Source organism: Deltaproteobacteria bacterium, assembly GCA_019309545.1.
Classification (GTDB): Bacteria; Desulfobacterota; Desulfobaccia; order Desulfobaccales; family Desulfobaccaceae; genus Desulfobacca_B.
Genome location: JAFDGA010000016.1, coordinates 20,789 through 44,798 on the forward strand (window position 1 = coordinate 20,789; position 24,010 = coordinate 44,798).

General features: G+C 53.5%; 26 protein-coding genes. 22 read left to right on the forward strand and 4 right to left on the reverse strand.

Features of this window, described 5'->3' with window-relative positions:
- Positions 1–13 precede the first annotated feature (13 nt).
- The 7 genes from JRG72_06805 to JRG72_06835 all read left to right on the forward strand — a co-directional run bounded on the left by JRG72_06805 (position 14) and on the right by JRG72_06835 (position 6,632).
- Positions 14–310, forward strand: coding sequence for a DUF503 domain-containing protein (locus JRG72_06805; GenBank protein MBW2134925.1), 297 nt, complete (start codon positions 14–16; stop codon positions 308–310).
- Between the two features lie 10 nt (positions 311–320).
- The gene (gene rbfA, locus JRG72_06810) at positions 321–710 is read left to right on the forward strand and encodes a 30S ribosome-binding factor RbfA (protein MBW2134926.1); all 390 of its coding nucleotides are present in this window, start codon (positions 321–323) and stop codon (positions 708–710) included.
- An 8-nt stretch (positions 711–718) separates the two neighbouring features.
- Entirely contained in the window at positions 719–1,642 is a 924-nt protein-coding gene (gene truB / locus JRG72_06815) for a tRNA pseudouridine(55) synthase TruB (GenBank protein MBW2134927.1), read from the forward strand.
- Between the two features lie 113 nt (positions 1,643–1,755).
- Entirely contained in the window at positions 1,756–2,025 is a 270-nt protein-coding gene (gene rpsO / locus JRG72_06820) for a 30S ribosomal protein S15 (protein ID MBW2134928.1), read from the forward strand.
- A gap of 33 nt (positions 2,026–2,058) precedes the next feature.
- A complete protein-coding gene (pnp, locus tag JRG72_06825; GenBank protein ID MBW2134929.1) occupies positions 2,059–4,161 on the forward strand; it encodes a polyribonucleotide nucleotidyltransferase in 2,103 nt (700 codons plus the stop codon).
- A 13-nt stretch (positions 4,162–4,174) separates the two neighbouring features.
- Positions 4,175–5,422, forward strand: a complete 1,248-nt coding sequence (locus JRG72_06830) for an insulinase family protein (GenBank protein MBW2134930.1) — start codon at positions 4,175–4,177, stop codon at positions 5,420–5,422.
- An 82-nt stretch (positions 5,423–5,504) separates the two neighbouring features.
- Positions 5,505–6,632 (forward strand): trypsin-like peptidase domain-containing protein, encoded by a 1,128-nt coding sequence (locus JRG72_06835; GenBank protein ID MBW2134931.1) that lies wholly within the window; start codon positions 5,505–5,507, stop codon positions 6,630–6,632.
- An 18-nt stretch (positions 6,633–6,650) separates the two neighbouring features.
- Here the strand turns inward: JRG72_06835 and JRG72_06840 are convergent, their stop codons facing one another.
- Together JRG72_06840 and JRG72_06845 are read right to left on the reverse strand one after the other, a co-directional pair.
- Positions 6,651–6,839 carry a hypothetical protein gene (locus tag JRG72_06840; GenBank protein ID MBW2134932.1) on the reverse strand — a complete coding sequence of 63 codons (189 nt, stop codon included), beginning with the start codon at positions 6,837–6,839 and terminating at the stop codon, positions 6,651–6,653.
- Between the two features lie 37 nt (positions 6,840–6,876).
- Positions 6,877–7,173 carry a ferritin gene (locus tag JRG72_06845; GenBank protein MBW2134933.1) on the reverse strand — a complete coding sequence of 99 codons (297 nt, stop codon included), beginning with the start codon at positions 7,171–7,173 and terminating at the stop codon, positions 6,877–6,879.
- Positions 7,174–7,476: 303 nt separating this feature from the next.
- Between JRG72_06845 and JRG72_06850 the strand changes: the two genes are divergently transcribed.
- The 4 genes from JRG72_06850 to JRG72_06865 all read left to right on the forward strand — a co-directional run bounded on the left by JRG72_06850 (position 7,477) and on the right by JRG72_06865 (position 11,583).
- Positions 7,477–8,046, forward strand: a complete 570-nt coding sequence (locus JRG72_06850; GenBank protein MBW2134934.1) for a nitroreductase family protein — start codon at positions 7,477–7,479, stop codon at positions 8,044–8,046.
- A gap of 111 nt (positions 8,047–8,157) precedes the next feature.
- A complete protein-coding gene (selD, locus tag JRG72_06855) occupies positions 8,158–9,210 on the forward strand; it encodes a selenide, water dikinase SelD (protein ID MBW2134935.1) in 1,053 nt (350 codons plus the stop codon).
- A 61-nt stretch (positions 9,211–9,271) separates the two neighbouring features.
- Positions 9,272–10,489 carry a tyrosine--tRNA ligase gene (locus JRG72_06860; protein ID MBW2134936.1) on the forward strand — a complete coding sequence of 406 codons (1,218 nt, stop codon included), beginning with the start codon at positions 9,272–9,274 and terminating at the stop codon, positions 10,487–10,489.
- A gap of 404 nt (positions 10,490–10,893) precedes the next feature.
- Complete coding sequence (locus JRG72_06865) at positions 10,894–11,583, forward strand: TIM44-like domain-containing protein (GenBank protein MBW2134937.1); 690 nt, start codon at positions 10,894–10,896, stop codon at positions 11,581–11,583.
- Positions 11,584–11,763: 180 nt separating this feature from the next.
- Here the strand turns inward: JRG72_06865 and JRG72_06870 are convergent, their stop codons facing one another.
- Complete coding sequence (locus JRG72_06870; GenBank protein ID MBW2134938.1) at positions 11,764–13,761, reverse strand: CHASE2 domain-containing protein; 1,998 nt, start codon at positions 13,759–13,761, stop codon at positions 11,764–11,766.
- A 221-nt stretch (positions 13,762–13,982) separates the two neighbouring features.
- Here JRG72_06870 and JRG72_06875 point away from each other — a divergent pair, with 221 nt between their 5' ends.
- The 6 genes from JRG72_06875 (at position 13,983) to JRG72_06900 (ending at position 18,184) form a co-directional block, all read left to right on the forward strand.
- Positions 13,983–14,291, forward strand: a complete 309-nt coding sequence (locus JRG72_06875; GenBank protein ID MBW2134939.1) for a DUF202 domain-containing protein — start codon at positions 13,983–13,985, stop codon at positions 14,289–14,291.
- A gap of 16 nt (positions 14,292–14,307) precedes the next feature.
- Positions 14,308–15,318 (forward strand): TIGR00341 family protein, encoded by a 1,011-nt coding sequence (locus JRG72_06880; GenBank protein ID MBW2134940.1) that lies wholly within the window; start codon positions 14,308–14,310, stop codon positions 15,316–15,318.
- 223 nt (positions 15,319–15,541) lie between these two features.
- Entirely contained in the window at positions 15,542–15,838 is a 297-nt protein-coding gene (locus tag JRG72_06885; protein MBW2134941.1) for a mechanosensitive ion channel, read from the forward strand.
- Between the two features lie 110 nt (positions 15,839–15,948).
- A complete protein-coding gene (locus JRG72_06890) occupies positions 15,949–16,191 on the forward strand; it encodes a LapA family protein (GenBank protein MBW2134942.1) in 243 nt (80 codons plus the stop codon).
- Between the two features lie 213 nt (positions 16,192–16,404).
- The gene (locus JRG72_06895; protein ID MBW2134943.1) at positions 16,405–16,974 is read left to right on the forward strand and encodes a GNAT family N-acetyltransferase; all 570 of its coding nucleotides are present in this window, start codon (positions 16,405–16,407) and stop codon (positions 16,972–16,974) included.
- A 34-nt stretch (positions 16,975–17,008) separates the two neighbouring features.
- Positions 17,009–18,184 carry a DUF1343 domain-containing protein gene (locus JRG72_06900; protein MBW2134944.1) on the forward strand — a complete coding sequence of 392 codons (1,176 nt, stop codon included), beginning with the start codon at positions 17,009–17,011 and terminating at the stop codon, positions 18,182–18,184.
- On the opposite strand, the gene radA is transcribed toward JRG72_06900, so the two are convergent.
- Positions 18,172–19,566 (reverse strand): DNA repair protein RadA, encoded by a 1,395-nt coding sequence (radA, locus tag JRG72_06905; GenBank protein ID MBW2134945.1) that lies wholly within the window; start codon positions 19,564–19,566, stop codon positions 18,172–18,174. The genes JRG72_06900 and radA overlap by 13 nt on opposite strands.
- 126 nt (positions 19,567–19,692) lie before the next feature.
- On the opposite strand from radA, the gene JRG72_06910 reads away from it, so the two are divergent.
- The 5 genes from JRG72_06910 to JRG72_06930 all read left to right on the forward strand — a co-directional run.
- Positions 19,693–21,204, forward strand: coding sequence for an HD domain-containing protein (locus JRG72_06910; protein MBW2134946.1), 1,512 nt, complete (start codon positions 19,693–19,695; stop codon positions 21,202–21,204).
- Between the two features lie 34 nt (positions 21,205–21,238).
- Positions 21,239–21,913 (forward strand): class II aldolase/adducin family protein, encoded by a 675-nt coding sequence (locus JRG72_06915; protein ID MBW2134947.1) that lies wholly within the window; start codon positions 21,239–21,241, stop codon positions 21,911–21,913.
- A 132-nt stretch (positions 21,914–22,045) separates the two neighbouring features.
- The gene (locus JRG72_06920; protein ID MBW2134948.1) at positions 22,046–22,330 is read left to right on the forward strand and encodes an integration host factor subunit alpha; all 285 of its coding nucleotides are present in this window, start codon (positions 22,046–22,048) and stop codon (positions 22,328–22,330) included.
- A 326-nt stretch (positions 22,331–22,656) separates the two neighbouring features.
- Positions 22,657–23,835 carry an AmmeMemoRadiSam system radical SAM enzyme gene (gene amrS, locus JRG72_06925; protein ID MBW2134949.1) on the forward strand — a complete coding sequence of 393 codons (1,179 nt, stop codon included), beginning with the start codon at positions 22,657–22,659 and terminating at the stop codon, positions 23,833–23,835.
- 37 nt (positions 23,836–23,872) lie between these two features.
- Positions 23,873–24,010: 50S ribosome-binding GTPase (locus JRG72_06930; protein ID MBW2134950.1), on the forward strand; the 138-nt coding region annotated here is incomplete at its 3' end.

The following is a 24,010-nucleotide window of genomic DNA, read 5'->3' on the forward strand; positions in this document are numbered from 1 at the left end:
CGACATACAACTCATGGTCGTGACCATAGCCCAAATTACCCTCCGCATACCGGAGAATCATTCTCTCAAGGGCAAGCGGAAGGTGGTTAAGAGTCTGATTGAAAAGGTCAGGCATCGGTTCCTGGTGGCTATTGCCGAAGTTGATGACCATGATCTATGGCAACAGGCCAAGTTGGGTCTGGCGCTGATCGGTAACGATTCACAAATCTTGGATGCCAGCCTGAACAAGATCATGAATTATATGGAAGCCCAACATCCGGCCCAGATAATTGATTCCAAAATCGAAGTCTGGCATTTAAACGATAGATAATCAACCACGGATGCAAGCCATTAGCCGAACCAAAGCACGGACTGCCCGGGTCAGTGAACTGTTACGGGAAAAAATCGCGTTAATTTTGCTGCACAAAAGTCGTGACCCCCGGCTCCGCACTCTGACCGTCACTGAAGTGGCGATAAGCAAAGATTTACGCCGGGCCAGGGTTTTCTACCAACCCCGCTGCGAGGAGGAATTGCCCCACATTCAGGCCGCTCTGGAGCGGGCCAGTGGGTTTATCAAGCAAGAGCTCGGCCGGGAACAGATCCTCCGGGTAATGCCGGAAATAACCTTCTTACACGATGAATCCTGGCAACGCGGCGCCCGGATCGAGAAGCTCTTGTGTCAATTACAGAAGGAAACCCCGGAAAGCGACGGGTCCGAGGACTCCTCATGAAACCACACTTGCACGGGGTGGTGGTGATTGACAAACCGGCCGGGCTCTCTTCCTTCGGAGTAGTAAAAGCTGTTCGCCGGATTTTAAAAGTCAAAAAGATCGGGCACCTGGGGACGCTGGACCCTTTTGCTACCGGGGTTTTACCTCTCTGTCTCAATGAAGCCACCAAACTTGTGCCTTTTTTAATTGAGGAGTCCAAGACTTATCGGGCAGTCCTGCACCTTGGGGTAGAAACCGACACCCAGGACGTTAACGGCACGGTGGTGGGTCAATGCAGCGACTTGCCCCGGTCGGAAGAGATTGTCCGGGTGATGGCGAGCTTTGTGGGAGAGCAATTCCAGGCCCCGCCGATGTATTCCGCGCTCCGCTACCAGGGACAACGGCTCTATCATCTGGCTCGCCAGGGCCTGACCCTGGAGGTTAATCCGCGTCGGATAAAGGTATATAGTCTGGCATTGGAAGAAATTTCTCTGCCAGAGGTAACTTTTGTGGTCACCTGCTCCAAGGGCACCTATATCCGCACGCTGGCCGCCGATATGGGCCGCTGCCTGGGGTGCGGGGCGCATCTTAAGGCCCTGAGGCGTCTGGCGGTCGGACCGTTCTCGATGTCCAGGGCAGTATCTCTCCCTGGCTGGGATGATCCTCAGGCCCAGGAGAAATTGCGGTCGCACCTCATTCCTTTAGTCCATTGCTTGCCGGACTGGCCAACCGTGTCGGTATCCAACCATGAGGCCCAGCGGCTGCGGCAGGGTCAAATCCTGCGGCAGTGGTCTAGCCAGGCTGAATATCAGGGGCGGCAGCCGGGAGAACGGGTTCGGATCCTACAGGGTCAAGAATTGGTAGCTGTGGCAGAACTGTCGGGAATCTCCCCACGGTTCGCCTTAAAACCGATTCGGGGATTCGCGGCTGGTCAGGTTGTTACTCAGGGCTAGTAGTGAACGCCATAGAAGATGCGACATCTTTGACATATCTGAATTTTTTACAAGAATTGGCCTTCTCTATTAAGAAGATCAATTAAATCTTATAATTATATAAGGAGGTAGTCGTGGGGCTGACAACCGAAAGGAAACGGGAATTAATCGACCGCTTCCGTCATCATGAGAAGGACACCGGCTCGCCGGAAGTCCAGGTAGCTATTCTCAGTGAGCGGATCAACTATCTGACCGATCATTTTAAGGTGCATGCCAAAGATCACCATTCCCGTCGAGGTCTGATCAAATTGGTCGGCCAGCGGCGACGGTTGCTCAACTATCTGAAGAAGAAAAATGTGGATCGTTATCGATCTCTGATCGACCAATTAGGACTACGCCGCTAAGAATTTATTTAAGTGGGAGGCACTTATAAGAATATGCTTAAGACATTTGAAGTAGAGATCGGGGGACGTACCCTGGTCTTTGAAACTGGCAAGATGGCGCAACAGGCCAATGGCGCGGTTTTTGTCCGTTACGAGGAAACCGGCGTCTTGGTAACCGCGGTGGCCTCAGATCATCTTAGAGAGGGCATCGATTTCTTGCCTCTCACAGTTGATTATTTAGAAATGGCCTATGCTGCCGGTCGGATTCCAGGGGGATTCTTCCGCCGTGAGATTGGCCGGCCCAGCGAGAAAGAGACCTTGACCTCAAGGTTAATCGACCGTCCCATCCGACCATTATTTCCCAAGGGGTTTTTTAACGAATTACAGATCATTGCCACGGTATTGTCGGTGGATCAGGAAAATGATCCGGATATCATTGCCTTGAATGGAGCCTCGGCGGCTCTGGAAATTTCCGATATCCCGTTTCAAGGGCCGATTGCTGCGGTCCGGGTGGGCAAGATCGATGGCCAACTGATTGTCAATCCTACCAACACCGAACTGAAAGACAGCACGCTTAATCTGATCGTCGCCGGGACGGCTAAAGAACTGGTAATGGTGGAGGGCGGCGCGGCCATGGCTTCGGAAGAAGAGATGCTGGAGGCGCTTTTCTTTGCCCATGAACAGATGCAACCCATTCTGGCCTTGCAGAATCGGATGCGGGCGGAAATCGGCCTGCCCAAGCGTCCCAGTCCGGAAATTACCCCGGATACGGGGTTGATCCAGAAAGTGGCGGGATTGGCGCAGGATCGTATCCTATCAGCGGTCAGCATCAAGGAAAAGCAGGACCGTCGGAAGGCCCTGGAGAATCTACTGGAAGAGGTTATCAGTACCCTAGGGCCGGAATATGAAGGACGGGAACGCGAAATCGCCAGGGTATTCCATGATCTGGAAAAAACTGTGGTGCGCGATCTGGTCTTGCGTGAGCAATGCCGGGTGGATGGCCGTAAGTATAATGAAATCCGGCCCATCTGCTGCGAGGTCGGTTTGCTGAGCCGGACCCATGGCTCGGCCCTGTTTACCCGGGGAGAAACCCAGGCCCTGGCGGTCACTACCCTGGGAACGGTCTCCGATGAGCAACGTATTGAATCCCTGACCGGCAATACCTTCAAGGCCTTCATGCTGCATTACAACTTTCCGCCTTATTGCGTCGGTGAGACCCGCATGCTGCGAGGGCCGGGGCGGCGGGAAATTGGCCATGGGGCTTTGGCCGAGCGGGCTATCAGCCGGGTATTGCCCCAGGCCGATGACTTTCCCTATACTATCCGCGTAGTTTCGGAGATCCTGTCATCCAATGGGTCCTCGTCCATGGCTACCGTATGTGGGGCCTCCATGTCCCTGATGGACGCCGGGGTGCCGATAACCGCCCCGGTCGCCGGAGTGGCTATGGGGCTGATTAAAGACAACGACCAGGTGGCCATTCTTTCCGATATTCTGGGAGATGAGGATCACCTGGGAGATATGGATTTTAAGGTGGCCGGCACCGAACAGGGCATTACCGCCTTACAGATGGATATCAAGATTTCCGGCCTGACGCGGGAGATCATGGCTCAGGCCCTGCACCAGGCTCGGGAGGCACGTCTCCATATTCTGGATAAGATGAAAGAAACCATTGCCCGGCCCCACGCTACCTTGAAAGAGCATGCTCCCAAGATCGTCATCATGAATATCAGTCCCGAAAAGATCAGAGACGTCATCGGCCCGGGGGGCAAAACCGTGAAAAACATTGTGGCGGTCACCGGTGCCAAGATCGATATCGAGGATGACGGCCGGGTGCATATTGCCTCGCCCAATGCCACGGCGGCAGATCAGGCCATTCGCATGATCCGCGAACTTATCCAGGAAGCCGAGGTGGGCCAGCTCTACCATGGCAAGGTCAAAAAGATCGTTGATTTTGGAGCTTTCGTGGAAATTCTGCCCGGCACCGATGGGTTGGTGCACATTTCTGAATTGGACCGCCAACGGGTTAAAAAGGTGACTGATGTCTTAAAGGAAGGCGACGAAGTCCTGGTAAAGGTCCTGGAAATCGACAAACAGGGAAAGATCCGCTTGTCCCGGAAGGCAGCATTAGTAGAAAACCCGGAAGAAGTTCATCGCTAGAGGTAAAGCAGCAGTGTATAAGAAGACTGTCCTGCCCGGGAAGGTCCTGGTGATTACCGAGGAAATCCCTCATTCGCAATCGGTATCGGTGGGACTTTGGGTTAAAACCGGGTCTCGCGATGAAACTAGCGAGGAAAATGGTATAGCCCATTTCCTGGAACACATGGCCTTTAAAGGCACCACGCGCCGCGGGGCCCTCGAACTGGCCCGGGAAATCGATCAGTTGGGAGGCAGTTCCAATGGCTTTACTACTAAGGAAAATACCTGTTTCCATGGCAAGGTCCTGGCCGACCAACTTCCCCAGCTGATCGATCTGTTAAGCGATATCTTGTTGCATCCTACCTATCAGCCTGAGGAACTTGAAAAGGAACGCCGAGTCATCCTGCAGGAAATTCATACCCAGGAAGATTCTCCAGAGGAGTACATCCATGAGCTTTTCAGCCGCCAATTCTGGGGAGAAAATGCCTTTGGCCGACCAATTACCGGCTCGGTGGAGACGGTCAGCCAACTGACTCGGACGTCACTAATCAATTATCGACAAGATACCTATCGCCCTGAACAGTTGGTGATTGCTGCGGCTGGAAGTCTCCACCACCAGGAGCTGGTAGATCTGATCGGACCCTACTTTGAGGATTTCCACAATGGGCGGCCAATACGGCAGCGCACGGCCGTTGTTACCCACCCCGGAGTGCACTGCTGCCCTCGTGATCTGGAGCAGGTCCATGTCTGTATGGGAACGCCGGCGCCCGCCGCGGGGGATCGCGAGCGGTATGTCGCTGTTCTCCTCAACCTGATCCTCGGCGGGAACATGAGTTCCCGACTTTTCCAGGAAGTTCGAGAAAAGCGCGGCTTGTGCTATGCCATCTATTCCTTTCTTACTTCCTATAGCGACACCGGTTTGCTGGCGGTTACGGCTGCGGTGAGCCCGGAAAATCTTGCCGCCCTGTTAAAGACCGTAAAGCTTGAATTAAACCGACTGGCCGACCAGGAAGTCAACAGCCTGGAATTGCAGGCCGCCCAGGAATATTTCCGCCGAGCCCTCTTCCTGAGTTCGGAAGATAATGATAATCGCATGATCCGGCTGGCGAAAAATGAAATCAACCTGGGCTGTTTTATCCCTTATGAGGAAATAATTGCCAATCTGCAAGCCGTGACCGCGGCCCAGATTCAGCAATTGGCCCATAAATTATTTCACCTGCCAAACTGGACTCTGGTATTTTTAGGGCCGGTGGCAGAAATCGATGTCCCTTGGGAGTTTTAATCATTCCGGTCATAAGATTAAAAATTTACTTCGGGAACGCGTACCGGGACCCGCAAGCGGTCCTTGATTAATGGAAAAGCCCATGGGCAATTTTAGGTTTAACCGGCTGGGCAGGTTCCTCTTCACCCTGGTGGTGGCGTCGCTGCTAGGCGGATGTGAATCGCAGACAGAATCAATAAGCCAGCAGGTCCAAAAGCAGCCTCCCACCACCATTGCCCAGATCGTGGCCATGGTGATCCCGGCTGTTGTTCATATCCAGGCGATCCAGGGGTCGGCGTCCTCGGAGCACCCCTCTTCTTGGTCCAAATTATTCGGCTTTTCCAAGCCTTTTGAGGATTTCGGCAGTTCGCCTGCTTTCCCTCAGCGGACCCAAGGCTCGGGTTTTCTGATTGATTCGGAAGGACACGTGGTTACTAACCACCATCTAGTGCATCAAGCCCAGGACCTGGTAGTGACCAGTTGGCAGGGTAGGCAGGTCAAGGCCCGGCTAATCGGAGGCGATGCCCCGACCGATCTATCTTTGCTTAAGCTGACCGAACTTCTGCCCGAAGTTTCCTATCTTGATTGGGGTGATTCGGATCAAGTGCAGGTCGGCGACCGGGTCTTGGCTCTGGGCAACCCTTTCGGGCTGGAAAATACCGTCACCATAGGTATTATCAGTGCCAAAGGACGCATCATTGGCGTCAGCCCTTATGATGATTTTCTTCAGACTGATGCCGCCATTAATCCGGGCAATTCCGGGGGGCCGTTGGTCAATCTAAGGGGCGAAGCAGTAGGCATCAGTAATACTATTTATGGCCGGGGGCAGGGAATCGGTTTCGCTATTCCCAGCAGCCTGGCACGTCACATCGTGGACCAATTAAAAGTGCAAGGCCGGGTGGTGCGCGGCTTTCTGGGAGTCATTGTTCAGGAGGTGACCCCTGAATTAGCCGCTTCTTTTGGCTTAAAGGAGCCAAGCGGGGCCTTGGTGGGAGAAGTCATCCCGGAGACGGCCGCGGCCCGCGGTGGTGTCCGGCGCGGGGACATCATTCTGGAATTTGATGGGCACCAGATTCAGAAGATGAATGAATTACCACGCCGGACTGCCCTGACTCCGATCGGCAAGCAGGTTAAGCTTAAGGTTTTCCGGAATGGTCAACTCCTGGCCCTGAGCCTTCGGGTTGGGGAAATGCCCCAAATGGTGGCGGATAAAACCCTGCCTGAGGACTGAGGACCAATATCAGGCTGATCACAGATCGACAATCATTTCGGCTTCATTGCCACACTTGCTACAAACTACGGTCCGCTTAACCTTTTGCGGCTGGGGTTCTGAGGTCGGCGGCGCTTCCGGGGGCACGACTTCCTCGCATTTAATGGTCATCTCGCCTTCACTCCCGCAGTTTTCGCACATGCATACCATGGTTTTCTTGGGTTCCAATTTGGCCTCCATTAGTTAAGATTATGGTGGGTTATGACTAATCTTCTTCGATCTCGGTAATGTCTTTTTCCGTAAACAGATAGGTTTTTAGTTCATGGGCAAACCGGTCGTCATGACGACGGATCCATTCCAGGATCATGGCCGCATGTTCCTTTTCCTCATCCCGATTATGAGCCAGAATTTTCCGCAGCGCCTCATCCTCGGTAGCGTCAACCCGTTCCTGGTACAACTCTACCGCTTCCAGTTCTTCCATCAGCGATAAGATCGCCCGACGCAGGTCTCTGGTCTTGGGGGTCAGCTTCTCAAAAGGTTCACCATGTCCCTCGTAGGCCATTATTCTTCCTCCATATTTAAAAGTTCAGATCTGAAAAGTTTTTTACTCCAAGCTCTAAGCCGATGCAGTTCGGTAAAGTCCTTGTTAAAATAAACATTGATTATGGAATGTCAACCGGTCAAGCGGATCTGGAGGCGCTGATTTTTAAAGATTTCCGAATCACATAATGTTATATTCAATTGCTAAAATCTTGGACAACTTTCTGATTAAGGATTCAGGAGTAAAATTACCGGGTCATCAAGAATCTTGCCTGGAGTGGGATAATCGCCCCAAAAGCCTAAGCACCTCTGAGGAGGGGAAAAAATGGAACTATACGAGGCCATTAAAAATCGCCGCAGCCATCGGCTCTATAAGCCGGACGCTATTCCCCGGGAAGTCTTGGACCGGGTGATTGAAGCGGGGTTATGGGCCCCTTCGGGAACTAATTTACAGCCGTGGGAAATAACGGTAATGGCTGGCGCTATTCGGGATCAGTTTGTGTTGCTGTGCGCCAAGTCGATTGATCATGTTATGCCCTTGCTCAAAAAGCTGTTTACCGAAAAGCAGCAAAAATTCACGGCCCAGTTTTTTAAGAATCTGGGCGGGGCGCCGGTGGTGATTGCGGTCACCGTGTGGCGGGAAGAAGACCCCATGCATCGTATGGCCATCATCCAGAGTGGCGCGGCCCTGATGCAGAATCTGCTGTTGGCGGCCGAGGCCGAGGGTCTGGGGACCTGCTGGATGACCGGGGTGCTGTATGTCGAGAATGAGTTGCTGTCTTTTTTGGGAAAAGAAGATCGCCAATTGCTGGCCATCACTCCGATCGGCTATCCGGCCAAATCGCCCCCAGTGCCGCCCCGCAAAGACCGGGAAGTACGCTGGCTAGGATTTTAGTAACGGCCATAGCTTTTATTGTGGATCGTTGGGAAGATTATTTCAAAGAGAGGGCGGGGCGGCCCCTGGCCCCAAGTGATTTATTTTGTCCGTTGTAATAAAAAGGCAATGATGACTGATAAAGGCAAACGGCCTCTGCTAGAACAGGTGCGGGCGGCGGGCTGAGCTGCCAAGGTTCCTCCCGGGGAATTGGAGGAAATCTTGAAAAGCTTGCCCCTGCAGGCCCATCCGGATCTGTTGGTAGGTCTGGAATGGGCCGATGATGCCGGCGTCCTCCGGTTGACGCCGGAGCTCGCCCTGATCCAGACGGTGGATTTTTTTACGCCGATCGTCAATGATCCTTATACTTTTGGCCAGATTGCGGCGGCCAATGCCCTGAGCGATATTTATGCCATGGGAGGGCGGCCGATCACCGCCCTGAACATTGTCTGTTACCCGCGGCAGACAGTGCCCCCCGGGGACCTTCAGGCCATCCTGGCCGGGGGGCTGGATAAAATCCATGAGGCCGGAGCGCTGCTGCTCGGCGGCCACAGTGTCGAAGACCCGGAACTCAAATATGGCTTGGCGGCCACCGGGGTGGTGCATCCGGACCGGGTGTTGACTAACGCCGGAGCACGCCCCGGGGATCAATTAATCCTGACCAAACCGTTGGGTACCGGCATCATCTCCACTGCTCTGAAGGGGCGGCTGGCCTCTCCGGAGGCGGAAGCCGCCATGATTGAGGTCATGTTGGCCCTCAACAAAACGGCGGCGGAATGTCTGGAGGGCCTGGCGGTCCACGCCCTCACCGATATCACCGGCTTCGGCTTGCTCGGGCATGGCCTGGAGATGGCAGTGGCTAGCCGGGTGGAGCTGACGTTTTATGCCGCCCAGGTGCCGATTCTGGCCCCGGCCCTGGAATATGCCGCACTCGGGCTGGTACCTGCCGGCAGCCATGCCAATCGCCGTTTCTGTGAATCGTGCCTAGAGATCGCCCCAGGGATCGACCCCCTGCTGGTGGACATCTTAAGTGACGCCCAGACCAACGGCGGCCTAATGATTGCCGTGGCCCCCGATCAGGCTGATATTCTCCTAGAGCGCTTAAAACAGGCGGGGGTAACGGCGGCGGCCTGGGTCGGGGAAGTAACCGCACATGGAAAGGGCAAATTACGACTTCAGGGCTAAACCTGAAATTGATATGCTATCGCTTTTACTAAATTGTAACCATAAGGAGTGCACGACTCAGATGACAGTGGCAGAACAACTGGCCCTGATCCGGCGGGGAACTCAGGAGATCTTGCGGGAAGAGGAGCTGGAAAGCAAGTTAGCCCGATCCTTAACCAGTGGACAACCTTTGCGGGTCAAGGCCGGGTTTGATCCGACCGCCCCCGATTTACATCTGGGACACACGGTGCTGATTCAAAAGCTCAAACATTTTCAAGACTTGGGACATCGGGTGATCTTCCTCATCGGCGATTTTACCGGCATGATCGGCGATCCCTCCGGCAAGAGCGAGACCCGTCCTCCCCTCACTGAAGTCGAGGTCAGGGAAAACGCTTTGACCTATGAGCGCCAGATTTTTAAAATCCTGGACCCGGAAAAGACCACTATCGACTTTAACAGCCGCTGGATGCAGCATATGTCGGCCCAGGAGTTGATCTTCCTGGCCGGCAAACACACCGTCGCCCGGATGCTGGAGCGGGATGATTTTCACCAGCGCTTTATTAATCATATTCCCATCGGCATTCACGAATTTCTCTATCCTCTGATCCAGGGTTACGATTCTGTGGCCCTGCAGGCGGATGTGGAATTAGGCGGCACCGATCAGAAGTTTAATCTTTTGGTGGGCCGTGAGTTGCAGCGGGAATATGGTCAGGAACCGCAGGTGATTATTACCCTGCCGCTGTTGGAGGGTCTGGACGGGGTCAACAAAATGAGCAAATCGCTCCATAATTACGTGGGTATTGACGAGCCACCGCAGGAGATATTCGGCAAACTGATGTCCATCTCCGATACCCTGATGCTGCGTTATTATGAACTTTTGAGCGATCGCTCCCAATTAGAACTGGACGCCATGCGGCAGGCTCTGGAGAAGGGCAATCTGCACCCCCGCCAGGCCAAAGAAGAGCTGGCCAAAGAAATCGTCGCCCGTTTTCACGGACAGGCCGCGGCCGATCACGCCGCCAAGGAATTTGCCGCCATTTTCCGCGAAAAAAAGCTCCCCGAAAAGATTGAAGAGATTACCATGCCTTTAGCTGAGCCGACTCTTTGGCTGCCCCGGTTGCTTCAACAGGCCGGTCTGGCCAGCAGCACTTCTGAAGGCCGCCGCCTGGTGCTCCAGGGAGGGGTCCAGGTGAACGGCGAAAAAATCACCGATGACAATGTGGAATTACCGATCGGACAGACTTACCTGGTGCAGGTCGGCAAGCGACGGTTCAAAAGGGTGATCTTGAAAGCAGTCTGACGATTTTGCCGACCAATCAAGAATTTTGCTTAAAGAATTGGGGTCAGATTCCGATAAGGGTTTTAGAGAATAAACCCATATATCTGACTATAACATTAAAAGAAGGGCATGAATAAAAACAAAACTCTATTGGTCTTAGCCGGTTTGCTGTGGGACTGCTGTGGTTCTCTATGTTAAGCATTGATCTGGGCCAGGCCCAATCTGGCAGAGGCCGTTCTAGGAACTTCCGGGGTTCCCGTAGTTATTCACCCCCACGTTCTACCATAAGTTCCGCCTCTACAAAGAGATCCCAAACGAAGCAATCATCTTATCAAACTAACAGGGTTCAAGGCGAGTCGAAAGGAGCCGGTCCAGCCTCTGGCAGTTTGGGGCGAGGCCTGGCCGGAGGTCTGTTAGGAGGATTTTTGGGTTCCTTGCTGTTTGGCGGCTTTAGCCATGCCAGCAGCGCAGTGCTTGAAGACGGATCATCCATCGGATTTTTGGATATCTCTCTGATCGGCGGGTTGCTCTACATGGGATATCGGCTGCTTATACGAAGATGGCAGAAAGGTTTGCAAAATGAGGCAACAGACGGCCAGGCTCTAGTTCCTGATCCGACGTCTTGTGGATCGGCCGACAACGCGGCCGAACAAGAGGAGAACGAAACCGAGGCCGCCCCGGCGGCGAGTCAGGATCAGGAGGACCAGTTAGACCCGGAGGCTGTCAAAGGGATGGCCCAAGATATTTTCTTTAAGGTGCAGGGGGCCTGGATGCAGCAAGATTTATCTTCGATGCAACCTCTGATTGACGAATATCTGTTCATGGTTCTAAATCATGATCTGGAGATCATGAAGGCCAGAGGCCAGATTAATCGCCTGGAAAATATCACCCTGCACCAAGTGGAAATTCAAAAGGTCTGGCAGGAGCATGAGCTGGAATATGTCACTATCAGGTTCCTGGCCAATCTGTTAGACTATGTTGTAGATACCAAAACTTCCCAAGTGATTGCCGGCAGTGACTCGGAACCGGTGAAATTCGACGAATCCTGGACTTTTGTCCGACCGAGTGGCAATTGTCACCAATCCTGGAAACTGACTAAGATCCGGCAGGCTTAAGCCGTCTTGATTAATTTCTAGATTCATTTTTCCTAACTTATCATGTTACTTTAGGGCGATCAGTCGGCGGGTCCTAATTCAGAGGCGGAATATAGGTCTGTCCCGGCAAAAGAAGATTTTTAAGGAAAGATGTAAAATTTGTCCTGAAAAAGATGGGGAGGGTAGGAGGACAGAGGTCTTTTATTTACTGTCCAGAACAAAAACTCCCTGCCAGTCCGGGGGCGGGGGCAGGTGCTGATATTGCTGGCAGCGCTCTAAATAAACCATGGTGGGCGAATCTGTTGGTTTGAGGCGGAGCACTTCCTGAAAGCACTTTTGCGCCAAAGCCCACTGGCCATGGCGATAGGCAGCCCGGCCGGAAGCAAAAATCAACAGCCACTCCGGTTCCTCCTCAGCGCGGTAATCCAGTAGTTCGTAGATGGCCGTGGGGTGGCTTCGACCTTTGACCAGGATCAGATCCACTTCCCGGATCAGGAAGCGGTGGGCTACCTGCCGATATGTGGCTTCGCTCAACAGAATTTCAGTTCCATATACCTTATTTACCCCTTCCAGTCTGGAAGCCAAATTAACGGTGTCCCCCATAACTGTATAGTTGAAACGTCTCCGGGAACCGACATTACCTGCAATCACCAGTCCAGAGTGCAGTCCCATCCGGCAACTCAACCGGGGCAGGCCGCGGGATTCCCAGACCTCCTGAAGCTTTTGCATCGCCCGGTGCATTTCCAAAGCTGCCTCACAGGCAAGGCTGGCGTGGTTGGGGATCGGTAGGGGTGCGCCCCAGAGGGCCATAATAGCATCACCAATATATTTATCCAGGGTCCCATGATGAGTTAAAATGATCTCGGTCATGGTGGAAAAGTGTTCGTTTAATAACTCAATCAAGGCACTGGGGGGCATTCCTTCCGAGATGCTGGTGAATCCGGCCAGGTCAGAGAACAATACTGTAACCTCAACCTCCTCTCCGCCTAAACGCAAGCGGTCGGGGTGAGAGCTGATCACTTCTATAAGGGAATCAGATAAATAACGGGAAAATGCTTGTCGCAACCAGCGTTTTTCTTTAGCTACCACCAGATAATGGCACAGGGCATTAGCGGTATAAATAATCGCTGCCCCGAAAGTTAAGAGCAGGGGTGGAACAAAGTAGGTCTGGTATAAAAATAGATAGATTGAACCGCCCAGGATCAAAGCGCAGAGCGCGATTAAGACCCCTAATCCGGCCAGCGGAGGGAATCGCGCCAACAGATAGGCGGAAATTAACAAAATTACCAGATAGAACCATACCCGGCCGGAGGCCGACAACTCCCGCCCCCACTGGCCGCTCAGGAGGGTATGGATGATCTGTCCATGGATTTCCACTCCGGACATCAGTTGGCCGGTAAGTGAAAAATAAGGTGTATAAAAGGCATCGGCCTGAGCCTGCGGGGTGACCGAGGCCTCCAGCATCCGGCCGACCAAGACGATGCGGCCCCGGATTCGCTCCGCGGGCAAGGGATGATCGGGGTCCAACACCTGATAAAAAGACACTGTATCAAGGCTACGGGGAGGGCCGACATAATTAATCAGCCCGGTAAGCTCCGGGGACAGGGACCGTTGGGGTTGATAAGATTGAGTTGCCACCGCTGACAAAGTTTTCCGGTTTCCTATCCGGAGCTGAAAATGGCGTACCACTCCGTCAGGGTCTGGAGTAATCATCTCCAATCCCACTCCGGTGGCGGCCCGGCGAAAAGGCTCCAGAGGCTGTACCATAATCCGGCGATTAAAACGGGGGTCGCGGGTGACCTCGATGGTTTCTCCCAGGACTACATTGCCGGCCTGGCGGATGGCCGCAGCTAGCAATTGGTCATCTTCTGGAGTGGTGGGGTCAGCAAAGAGGATATCAAAGACGATCAGGCCAGCCCCGGCCGCGTTTAGCCGTTGAATCAGCGTGGCATGGAGGCGCCGAGGCCAAGGCCAGGACTGCCCTAACTCCTGGAAGGAGGCCTCATCAATGCCAACAACGAGAAGGTTCGAGGGTGGAGGTAAAGGGGAACGCCACTGGTAACAGAAGTCCAGGATCAAATTTTCTAAAAACTGTCCCCAGGGCAGAAAGCTCAGGGGCGCGATCAAAAAAAAGGTCAGGAGACCCAACCCGAGAGTTCGCCCAGTAGCCCCCCGAAGCCATTTAGAAATAGAGGGCAAGTCTAAATATCAACCTCCTCCTTGGATAAAATTCTCCTGACAATTGATTTTGAGACTCTGCCGCGGTAAATACCATTGCCAATATCAGGTTGTCAAGTTAAACTAGGCTTGATGTGGCATAGTTGGAGAATGTGTCGGCTTGTTCTGCCCAAACCATGCTTTCGAAGCTAGTGAATTTAATGCCAAGCTGCTGACCACATTATTTAGCAGTTGGAGATAAAATGCCGAGTCAAGGAGAGCTTAAACAGGTGGAAAAAGAAATACCGGTCCGTGATTGCCTGGCAGTGGAACGCACAGTGCTGGCCAATGAGCGGACTTTCCTTTCCTTCCTGCGGACGGCGCTGACCCTATTCGCTGCGGGGGTGACGTTCATTCAGTTTTTTAATTCCGTCTGGCTGGAATGGTTGGGCTGGATTTTTATCCCGATCAGCATAATCTTGGTTCTCTTGGGTTGTTTGAGCTATAAGAAGATGAAGGGGGCAATTAGCGGCTTAGAAAGTCATTGTCCTTTGAATATTAAGAAAGAATAAATTTCGAGTTACTGCAATGCCCCTGCGTCTGATAGAAATGGTGTTACCTGCTGAGCACCTGGAAGAAGCCGAGGAGTTACTCGCCGAGTATAGTGTAATCGATGTCTGGCATGATACCATCTCCGCCAATCAGGCATATTTTAAAATTCTGGCGCAAGTTGAAGATACCGAAGCCTTAATTGACCGGTTGGAAAAGTATTATGGCATGTTGGATGGCTTCCGGATCGTACTCCTCCCGGTAACGGCTGCCATTCCAAGGATTGAAACCACTGAAGAATTTATAGCTAAAAAAGAGTCCGTCACCCCGGGCCAGAACCGAACCGGGCGGGTCAGCCGGGAGGAATTGTATGTCCAGATCAGCCATAGCGTAAAACTAACCAGGGTATACCTGGTGATGGTAACCTTATCGGCCATCGTCGCGGCCATCGGTATTCTGAACAACAATGTGGCGGTAGTCATCGGCGCAATGGTGATCGCTCCCTTACTTGGTCCCAACGTCTCCTTATCCCTGGCTACCACTCTGGGAGACACTAATCTGGCCCAGACCTCTATCAAGGCAAATGTAATCGGCTTGCTCACCCCACTGTTGCTGTCGATGCTGCTCGGACTGATATTACAGGTTAACCCGAATATTCCCGAAATTGCTTCCCGGACTTATATCGGTTTGGGAGATATGGCCCTGGCGTTAGCCTCTGGCAGCGCCGGCGCACTGGCCTTTACCACCGGGGTTCCGACTATCCTGATCGGGGTAATGGTGGCGGTGGCTCTACTGCCGCCGGTGGTGACTCTGGGGCTGTTGATCGGCTCCGGACATTTTCAATTAGCCCTAGGGGCGATGCTGTTGCTCTTGACCAACATCATCTGTGTTAACCTGGCCGGGGTAGTAACCTTTTTGGCTCAGGGGATCCGTCCGCTATCCTGGTGGGAGGTGGGGATCGCCCAGCGGACCACTCGCTGGGCCATTATTATCTGGGCTACCCTGCTGGTGATCCTGGTGCTGGCCATTTATCTATCCCGGTATATCTGATTTTTTTCGGACCCAAGTAATAAATGGCCTTAGCAGTTATATCTAATTGAGAATTCAACAGATTCTGCTGATCACAAAAATCGCCGCCGTTGGTTTAAGAAATAATTTTTCTTAAAATCCTTTAACTCGTTAGAGGATTGGGGTAAACTTTTCAACACTTGAAAACGCCACTGGACCAATGGCGTCAAGGTTACAGGTCCATAAACGGTCTGGGGGGTAAAAAATGGGAGATTTGGCCTCAAGGGTTATCCAGCACCTAGGGGCCAAGTCTGAGGTCAATAAGGAGGTTTCAGGGTTGACTGAATCTCTGAGTAAAATTATTTTGTTGATTTTTGGAGCGCTGATTCTTATCTACCGTCCTTTCAAGCGGGTTGCCGATATTGCTATAGCGGGCTTTGAGGGTAAGGTTATGCAGATCGATTTCCGTTATACTACTCTCCAATTCGAAAATAATATAATCCTTATTCCCAATTCCACTCTGTTTACCAATGCCGTCAAGATCTCAAAGTTAACGCTATGATTTTTTCTGTTAACTAATAACCTATTCTTAAGTTGTCTGGATGCTTATTTACTTCATTGTTATGGTGACTAAGCTGAGATTATAAATAATAACTAAACAGAGGTGATACTATGAAATACAAAACCATTGCCATTTTAGTTGCGATATTGTTGGGCTTGATAATTTTGTTTCAGAATACCCAGGTAGTAACACTAAAAGTGCTACTTTGGGAAATCACTATGTCCCAAATAATTCTTACAATTACGACCATGGTAATAGGTTTTGTGGTTGGCTTCATAGTCACCAGACTGCTCACCAAGCCCCATAGCCCTATATCGACTGAAAAAGTGACCACATCTAACGCTCAAAAGTAGCGTTGATTGCGCCCAACCACTCAGAATTGCTGTTAATGCCAAAGCTTTTGGGAACGGCTGATAATGTATTTTTACGGGGCCAAGGCAAAGGTAAAATCTGCTGATGACTGTTTGAATTGATCCTCAGGTCTGCCCAGCCCTTCATGCCTTGACAATGCCTGACGATGGGCTATGATTAGGAAATAGCAAAATTCCTTTCTTGAAGAGGCCAGGATGATCAATTACAACACTTACCGGAAGTTTGTCACCCTGCAAAACGGGCAACGGGTGATGCTAAGGTTTTTGAACCAGCAGGATCGAGAAAATCTTATCCGGCTGTTTCAGGAAGCGCCGGAGGAGGACACCCGCTTTTTGAAACAGGATGTTAAGGACCTGAAGCTGATCAATTATTGGATAGATCACATCAATTATCGGAAGGTCCTGCCCTTGGTGGCCGTAAATTTGGAAGGGGATCAGCTGGTTGCCGATGCTACCCTGCATCGGGGCAAACACGCCGCCAAACACATCGGCGAAATTCGCATCTTTGTGTCGCGGCCTTATCGAAATCTGGGTCTGGGGTCGTTGATGCTGGATGAATTGATTAACCTGGCCGGGAAATTAAATCTACATCTCCTTAAAGCGGAGATCATTACCGACCATAAAAAGGTGGTAAAGGCCTTCCGGGCCAAGGATTTTGAGATCAAGTGCACTCTGGATGACTATTTTATCCGCAAAGATGGCATGACCCACGATGTGGTGTTAATGGTACGCCCGGTGGTGAAAAAAGAGCAGATGGAGTTCTAATTGGATAGCTCTGGTTGGATCACTCTACTGAGCAATGCGCGTTAAAACCGGCCTGGAGGTGTTGCTAGACCAACCCCCGGCCTGGCTGGCCCAAAGTCGCTTGGGGTTGCTGGGCAACCAGGCCACCGTCGGCCCTGTCTATCAACCCGCCTCCGATCTGATTGCCGAGCGATTTCCTGGCCAACTCACCGCCCTGTTTGGCCCCCAACATGGCTTTGGGGGTGAAAAGCAGGATAACATGGTAGCCTCGGCGGATTTTATCGAGCCTCGGCAGGGCCTTCCGGTTTTCAGCCTTTACGGCGAGCGGCTGGCCCCGGCTCCGGGGATGCTGGAGTTGATCGATGTCCTGCTCATCGATCTCCCCGACGTTGGCACCCGGGTGTATACCTTTGCCACCACCATGGTCTATGCCATGCAGGCAGCCGCCCAACAAGGCAAGCAAGTAATCATCCTGGACCGTCCCAACCCGATCGGCGGCCATCAGGTCGAAGGCAATCTACTTAAACCGGAAATGGCGTCATTGGTCGGGCCTTATCCGCTGCCCATGCGCCATGGGCTGACCCTGGGAGAACTGGCCGGTTATTATAACCAGACTCAGCAGCTTGGTTGTGACCTGACTATTATCCCGACCCAGGGCTGGAGCCGGGCCCAGTATTTTGATGCTACCGGCCTGCCCTGGGTACTTCCTTCCCCCAATCTGCCTAGCTTGGATACGGCCCTGGTTTACCCCGGCCAAGTGCTGCTGGAGGGCACCAATCTCTCTGAAGGCCGCGGCACCACTCGGCCTTTTGAGCTATTCGGGGCTCCCTTTATTGACCCGACAGAGGTCTCCGCCCGGCTGGCAGGATCGCCCCTGCCCGGGGTGGTGCTTAGAGCCGCCTGTTTTCAGCCTACTTTCCACAAGTGGGCCGGAGCAGTCTGCCACGGTTTTCAGCTCCATGTCACCGATCGGCAGAGCTTTAAGCCATATTATACTACCCTGACCCTGCTTGCAGCAATCCGGGAATTGTATCCGGAACAGTTTGCCTGGCGCCCGCCGCCCTACGAGTATGAGTATGACCGTCGGCCTTTTGATCTACTGACCGGCGATCCGGCGATCCGGGAGGGGCTGGAGGAGGGCAGGGCGGTCTCCGACCTGGAAAGCAGCTGGCAGGCAGAGTTACAAGAATATCTAAATCTGCGACAGCAATATCTGCTTTACCCGGCTTGAGGGCGTGGGGTAGAGGGAAACAGGGTCCGCAAGGCTTGGGCGACATCGGCGACTTCCAGCAATTGCAGACCAGGTAAGGCAGGCAGCCGGGCTTGGTGCCCCCGGGCCAACACGACGCGGCGAAACCCTAATTTATTGCCTTCCTTAAGGCGCAGCTCGGCCTGGCCGACGGTCCGCACCTCGCCGGTCAGCCCGACTTCTCCAAAGACCAGGGTATCAGCCGGTAGCGGCCGGTCCAGAAAAGAAGAGGCCAGAGCGGCGATGATGCCCAGATCTACAGCTGGCTCAGTCAGCCGTACCCCGCCGGCGGCATTGACAAATAGATCCTGGCCGCCCAAGGCCAGTCCCACCCGCTTTTCCAGAACCGCCACCAGTAGCGACACCCGGCCCGGATCCACGCCCATGGCCTGACGGCGGGGCAGGGCCAGGCTGGAGGGGGTGACCAGGGCCTGCAGTTCTACAAGGATGGGCCGGGAACCTTCTACGCAGGGCACCACCACCGAACCTGGGGTTTCCAGGGAGCGCTCCGAGAGAAAAAGTTCAGAAGGGTTGGTCACTTCCGACAGCCCGGATTCCCGCATCTCAAAAACCCCCAATTCTTGAGTAGGTCCGAAGCGATTTTTAACGGTGCGCAAAAGGCGAAAGGCATGGCCCCGGTCCCCTTCAAAGTAGAGCACTGTATCCACCATATGCTCCAGCAGTTTAGGCCCGGCAATGGCCCCTTCCTTGGTAACATGGCCGATCAGGAAGATCGGGCGGCCACTGCTTTTGGCCAGTTGTACCAAGCGGAAAGCAGTCTCCCGAACCTGGCTGATGGAGCCAGGGGCCGCGGGCAGGGTGGCAGTGTAAAGGGTTTGAATGGAGTCCAAGACCAGATAATCCGGGTTGACTGCCTCTACCATCTTATAAATATTCTCCAGGCAGGTCTCGGTGGCGACCAGCAGTCCGGGCGCAGTGATCCCCAGCCGATCGGCCCGGAGCTTGAGTTGAGCGCTGGATTCCTCCCCGGAGACGTATAAACCCCGACCTTGAGAACCACAAAGGCTATCCAGCACCTGGAGCATCAGGGTGGATTTGCCAATGCCGGGATCGCCGCCCAGGAGTGTCACCGAGCCGGGTACTACGCCGCCCCCTAAAGCCCGATCAAACTCTGCCACCCCACAGAGTTGGCGGTCTTCGGCAGTACTGGTCAGGCTGACCAGCGGCACCGGGCTGCTCTCGGGTCCCAACGATGATAAATCTCCTGCGCCGGCGGCAGGAATCAGTAATTCTTCGACCAGGGAATTCCAGGCCCCGCAGTCAGGGCATTTGCCCAGCCATTTCGGGGCCTTATAACCGCAGCTCTGACAGACAAAGATGGTCCGGGGTGGTTTTTCGGCCATAAAACTTGTTTTGCTAGGTTGCCAAGTTAATGGACAGCAAGGCTGTCTATGGTTGGGCTCGAGTCTCACTCCAATTATACCCTAAAGCTTCGATTTTGCCGAGTCCAGGTAAATGATTTATACTAAATGTTGATTTCTGGTGACATTTGCATCCAGCGAGGGCATTATATCAACATGCAAGCACAATTGCCGCCACCGGCGGAAGTTCATCGGGTTATTAGAAAATTACAACAGCATACCGGTTTGCAAGTTCTGGCCCACCTAGCCGAAGCCTGGCAACTGGAAGTTTACCTGGTCGGGGGCACGGTGCGGGAGCTGGCCCGAGGCCGGGAGGCCCCGGATCTGGACCTGGCGGTCAATCGCCAGGTTCTGGAACTGGCCGCGGCTCTGGCTGATAGGCTGGGGGGCACTTTTGTCAGGCTCGACTCCAAGGAACGCACCGCCCGGGTAGTCTATCAGAGCCAGGACCTTGATTTTGCCGAATTCCGGGCCCCGGACCTGGTGGCCGACCTGCATAAACGGGATTTTACCATCAATGCCATGGCCATTGCGTTAATTCCTCTGATGCGTGAAGGCCAGCTGGAGTGGCTGGACCCCTGGGGCGGAAGGGAGGATCTAAGAGTCGGGCGCTTGCAGATTTTGGCGGCAGAAAACTTCCACGATGACCCGCTGCGAATGTTGCGGGCGTTTCGTTTTGCTGCTACCCATGGCTTAGCTCTGACTCCTGAGACCTGGGCGGCGATACGCCGTTACCGGGAAGAATTTCGCCGGGTGGCCGGAGAACGCATCCACCAGGAGCTCTTTCAGCTATTGGCTGTAAAGCGGGCCTTTCCTACTCTGGAAGGGATGAATCAGGCCGGGTTGCTATCCCAGATTTTCCCAGAACTGGAGGACATGAAAGGGGTAGAGCAAAACGGCTACCATCACCTGGATGTCTTCCAGCACTCGATGCTGACGGTAGATTTTATGGAACAGGTGCTCCTGGATCCCCAAAATTGGTTTCCTGACCTGGCACAGGTAATTACTGACTACGCCAGCCAGGATAAGAAGGCAGTGCTGCTCAAGTTGGCCGCGCTGTTCCATGATCTGGGCAAACCTCAGACCCGGGAACGCCGGGACAATCCGGAACGCTTTACTTTTTATCACCATGAACGGGTAGGGGCCGAAATATTTACCCAGATCGCCCTCAGGTTGCGCTTCAGTCAGGAGGAATTGCGTACCGTGGTGCGGCTCATCGAACTGCACATGCGGCCTTTTCTCCTATTGCCGATATTTCGAGAAGGAGGGTTGACCTGGCGGGCCTTGGGGCGGTTGGTGAAGGCGGCCCGGCCCGATCTGCCTGGCCTCTTTGCCCTGGCCATGGCCGACAGTCTGGCCGGTCAGGGACCGCTCAAACCGCCGGATGCCGAATCTTTCCTGGCCGACTTTTGCATCTCGGCCTACCAGTTTCTGAAAGAACGCCTGGAGCCGCTGGAACATCGGCCCCGATTGATTAACGGGAATGACCTGATCCGAAAATTTCATCTGACCCCGGGACCACAATTCCGCCTACTGCTCGAGGCCGTGGAAGAGGCCTGTTTGGAGGGTCGGATTCATACCCGCCAGGAGGCGCTGGACCTGGTTCAAAAAATGCTTTGACCTGAGGGTCAAGAGAGAAGGGTAGGGGAGCGAATTGCTAGAACGTGAGACACAATTAAAACAGGAAATGGTGCGCATCTGCCATCTCATGCACCGCAAGAATTTGGTGGCGGCCACCGATGGCAACATCAGTGCGCGGCTTTCAGACGATCGGTTGCTTATTACAGCCAGCGGCCGCAACAAAGGCTTTATCCAGGCGGGCGAGATATTGACCATTGATCGGACTGGCAAGGTTATACAGGGAAAGGGCCAACCCACTTCGGAAATTCAGATGCATCTGACTGCCTACCGCCTGCGGCCGGATATCGCCGCGGTCGTCCATGCTCACCCGCCCCTGGCCACGGCCTGTTCCATTGCTGGGGTTTCCCTAGATGTGGGAGTGCTCCCCGAGGTAATCATTACCTTAGGGGCCATTCCCACCGCGGCCTATGCCACTCCCGGGACTATGGCGGTCTCCCAATCCATTGAGGAACTGATTCGCAGCTATGATGCCATGGTGCTGGCTCATCATGGCGGCCTGACTGTGGGCCGCAGCCTGATGGAGGCCTATAATCGGATGGAAAAGCTGGAACATGCTGCTTTAATCATGGTTACTGCCCGTCAGTTAGGCAAGGTGCAACCTCTGCCTGCGGCGGAGGTGGAGAAACTCACCCGCTTCGGGGTGGAACAGGGGTATCGCCCTCCAGGGGCCCGGAACCTGCTTAAATAAAAGAAAATTTATCTTAACTCAAAACGGATAAAAAGCTTGACAGGAATTTTTATTTTAACAATAATAACTTGCGAGATACGCCACTGTAATCCAAGCCGCTGACCGGCTGAGCCTAACAGAGGAGGAATGAGCATGGCCTTGACCAAGGAGAAGATTATCAATAATGTCCACAACCAGATAGGGCTCAGTAAACAGGAAGCCCGGGCCGCGGTAGAGCGGGTGCTGGAGATCATGAAAGAGACCCTGGCCCGGGAAGAGGACCTGCTGATCAGTGGCTTCGGTAAGTTCTCGGTGCGGCGCAAGAACGCCCGCCGGGGACGTAACCCCCAGACCAGACAGGACCTGATGTTGCGCGCCCGCAACGTCGTGGTCTTTAAAACCTCTGGGGTGCTGCGCAACCGCATTAATGGCACCTGAAATCGGTGCCCTCCCTCAAGTCTTGTGTTAATCTTTCTAAATCTTATCCTTTGAGACCTGGTCAGGGCTATGAACGGCCTAATCTCCTCTCCGGTCTGGCTTGCTCCGCTGGTAGGTTGGTGGTCATCCTTCCATTACCGCTATCACCCTCTACGAACCTCCCATAACATAATCAAGCGATCACTATAATTTCGATGGAGCTTCCCCTGGGGGAACCCTTAAGGGGTGGAAAATTATGGTAAAGCCAGAAGATAAATGTTACAATTTTTTTAATGCCAATTTCTTCACCGGGTTTGCCCCTTTTAACTCGAAATCTGGAATTAAGCATGGAAAAATGGCCTAGCGAGTGGAGTACCTGGAACTGCAGCCGCCGCCAATTTATCAGGGCCGGGGCTCTGGGCCTGGTGGCCCTGGCGCTTCCGGTGCTGTCCGTACCGGCAATTGGTCAGCAGGTCCGTTATGGGTTTATCCGCCCCCGGCCAGCCTCCTATTTCACCCCCTTGCCGGATGGCATGGTGCGCTGCGAGCTTTGCCCCCATAATTGCGAAGTGCTGGACGGCGAACGGGGCGAATGCGGGGTGCGGGAGAATCGGGGCGGCCGGTACTATACCTTGGCCTATGGAAACCCCTGCGCCGTGCATATCGACCCTATCGAGAAAAAACCTCTGTTTCACATCCTGCCTGGCAGCGCCTCCTACTCCATTGCTACCGCGGGCTGCAACCTGCATTGCAAGTTCTGCCAGAATTGGGAAATCTCTCAAGTACGTCCGGAGGATACTTATAATTTCGACTTCCCCCCCGAGGCAATCGTTAAGGCGGCGCAAGAGACCAACTGCCCCTCCATTGCCCATACCTATGTGGAGCCGATCATTTTTTATGAATACATGCTGGAGGTGGGACGCCTGGCCCGCCAGGTCGGTATTCTCAATGTCTGCCATTCGGCGGGCTACATCAACCCCAAGCCCCTGGAAGCCCTCTGCGAGTACCTGGATGCGGCCTGCATCGACCTCAAGGCCTTCACCGATGACTTTTACCGCAATTTAGTGGGCGGCAGTTTGGCCCCGGTGTTGGCTAGCTTAAAGACTTTGCGCCGCCGTCAGGTTCATCTGGAGCTAGTCAATCTGATCATTCCCCAGTTTAATGATGACCCCAAGGATTTAAAAAAGATGTGCATCTGGATTCGGGACGAACTGGGGCCGCTCACCCCCCTGCATTTTTCCCGCTTTTATCCTTTATATAAGATGCGCAACCATTTCCCGACGCCGGTGGCCACCTTGGAACGGGCCCGGCAAACGGCCCTGGAAGCGGGTCTGAAATACGTCTATATCGGCAACGTCCGGGAAAACCCGGCGGAGAATACCTACTGCCATAACTGCGGCAAACTGATCATCCCTCGCCGGGGCTATATGATCGGCGAGGTCAAGATGAAAGACGGGGCCTGCGCCTTCTGCGGCACTAAAATTCCGGGTATCTGGCTCGGCCCTTCCCTCAAATTAACCCTTTAAATGCTTCTAATAATTAAAAAAATAGGGAGAATAAATCTTGGGGTTTAGCTGCGGCATTGTCGGGCTGCCCAATGTCGGCAAGTCCACTATCTTCAATGCCCTTACTGCAGGGCAGGCTGTGGTCGCAAGTTATCCATTTACCACTGTTAGCCCAAATATCGGGGTGGTCCCCGTG

What these genes read in the sequence shown, in the direction of transcription:
- JRG72_06920 (MBW2134948.1), top strand. Translation starts at nt 22,046, where the DNA reads ATGGCCTTGACCAAGGAGAAGATTATCAATAATGTCCACAACCAGATA.
- amrS (MBW2134949.1), top strand. Translation starts at nt 22,657, where the DNA reads ATGGAAAAATGGCCTAGCGAGTGGAGTACCTGGAACTGCAGCCGCCGC.
- rbfA (MBW2134926.1), top strand. Translation starts at nt 321, where the DNA reads ATGCAAGCCATTAGCCGAACCAAAGCACGGACTGCCCGGGTCAGTGAA.
- JRG72_06835 (MBW2134931.1), top strand. Translation starts at nt 5,505, where the DNA reads ATGGGCAATTTTAGGTTTAACCGGCTGGGCAGGTTCCTCTTCACCCTG.
- JRG72_06900 (MBW2134944.1), top strand. Translation starts at nt 17,009, where the DNA reads ATGCGCGTTAAAACCGGCCTGGAGGTGTTGCTAGACCAACCCCCGGCC.
- JRG72_06895 (MBW2134943.1), top strand. Translation starts at nt 16,405, where the DNA reads ATGATCAATTACAACACTTACCGGAAGTTTGTCACCCTGCAAAACGGG.
- JRG72_06875 (MBW2134939.1), top strand. Translation starts at nt 13,983, where the DNA reads ATGCCGAGTCAAGGAGAGCTTAAACAGGTGGAAAAAGAAATACCGGTC.
- JRG72_06890 (MBW2134942.1), top strand. Translation starts at nt 15,949, where the DNA reads ATGAAATACAAAACCATTGCCATTTTAGTTGCGATATTGTTGGGCTTG.
- JRG72_06850 (MBW2134934.1), top strand. Translation starts at nt 7,477, where the DNA reads ATGGAACTATACGAGGCCATTAAAAATCGCCGCAGCCATCGGCTCTAT.
- radA (MBW2134945.1), bottom strand. Translation starts at nt 19,566, where the DNA reads ATGGCCGAAAAACCACCCCGGACCATCTTTGTCTGTCAGAGCTGCGGT.
- JRG72_06860 (MBW2134936.1), top strand. Translation starts at nt 9,272, where the DNA reads ATGACAGTGGCAGAACAACTGGCCCTGATCCGGCGGGGAACTCAGGAG.
- JRG72_06845 (MBW2134933.1), bottom strand. Translation starts at nt 7,173, where the DNA reads ATGGCCTACGAGGGACATGGTGAACCTTTTGAGAAGCTGACCCCCAAG.
- JRG72_06885 (MBW2134941.1), top strand. Translation starts at nt 15,542, where the DNA reads ATGGGAGATTTGGCCTCAAGGGTTATCCAGCACCTAGGGGCCAAGTCT.
- JRG72_06880 (MBW2134940.1), top strand. Translation starts at nt 14,308, where the DNA reads ATGCCCCTGCGTCTGATAGAAATGGTGTTACCTGCTGAGCACCTGGAA.
- JRG72_06805 (MBW2134925.1), top strand. Translation starts at nt 14, where the DNA reads ATGGTCGTGACCATAGCCCAAATTACCCTCCGCATACCGGAGAATCAT.
- JRG72_06910 (MBW2134946.1), top strand. Translation starts at nt 19,693, where the DNA reads ATGTTGATTTCTGGTGACATTTGCATCCAGCGAGGGCATTATATCAAC.
- pnp (MBW2134929.1), top strand. Translation starts at nt 2,059, where the DNA reads ATGCTTAAGACATTTGAAGTAGAGATCGGGGGACGTACCCTGGTCTTT.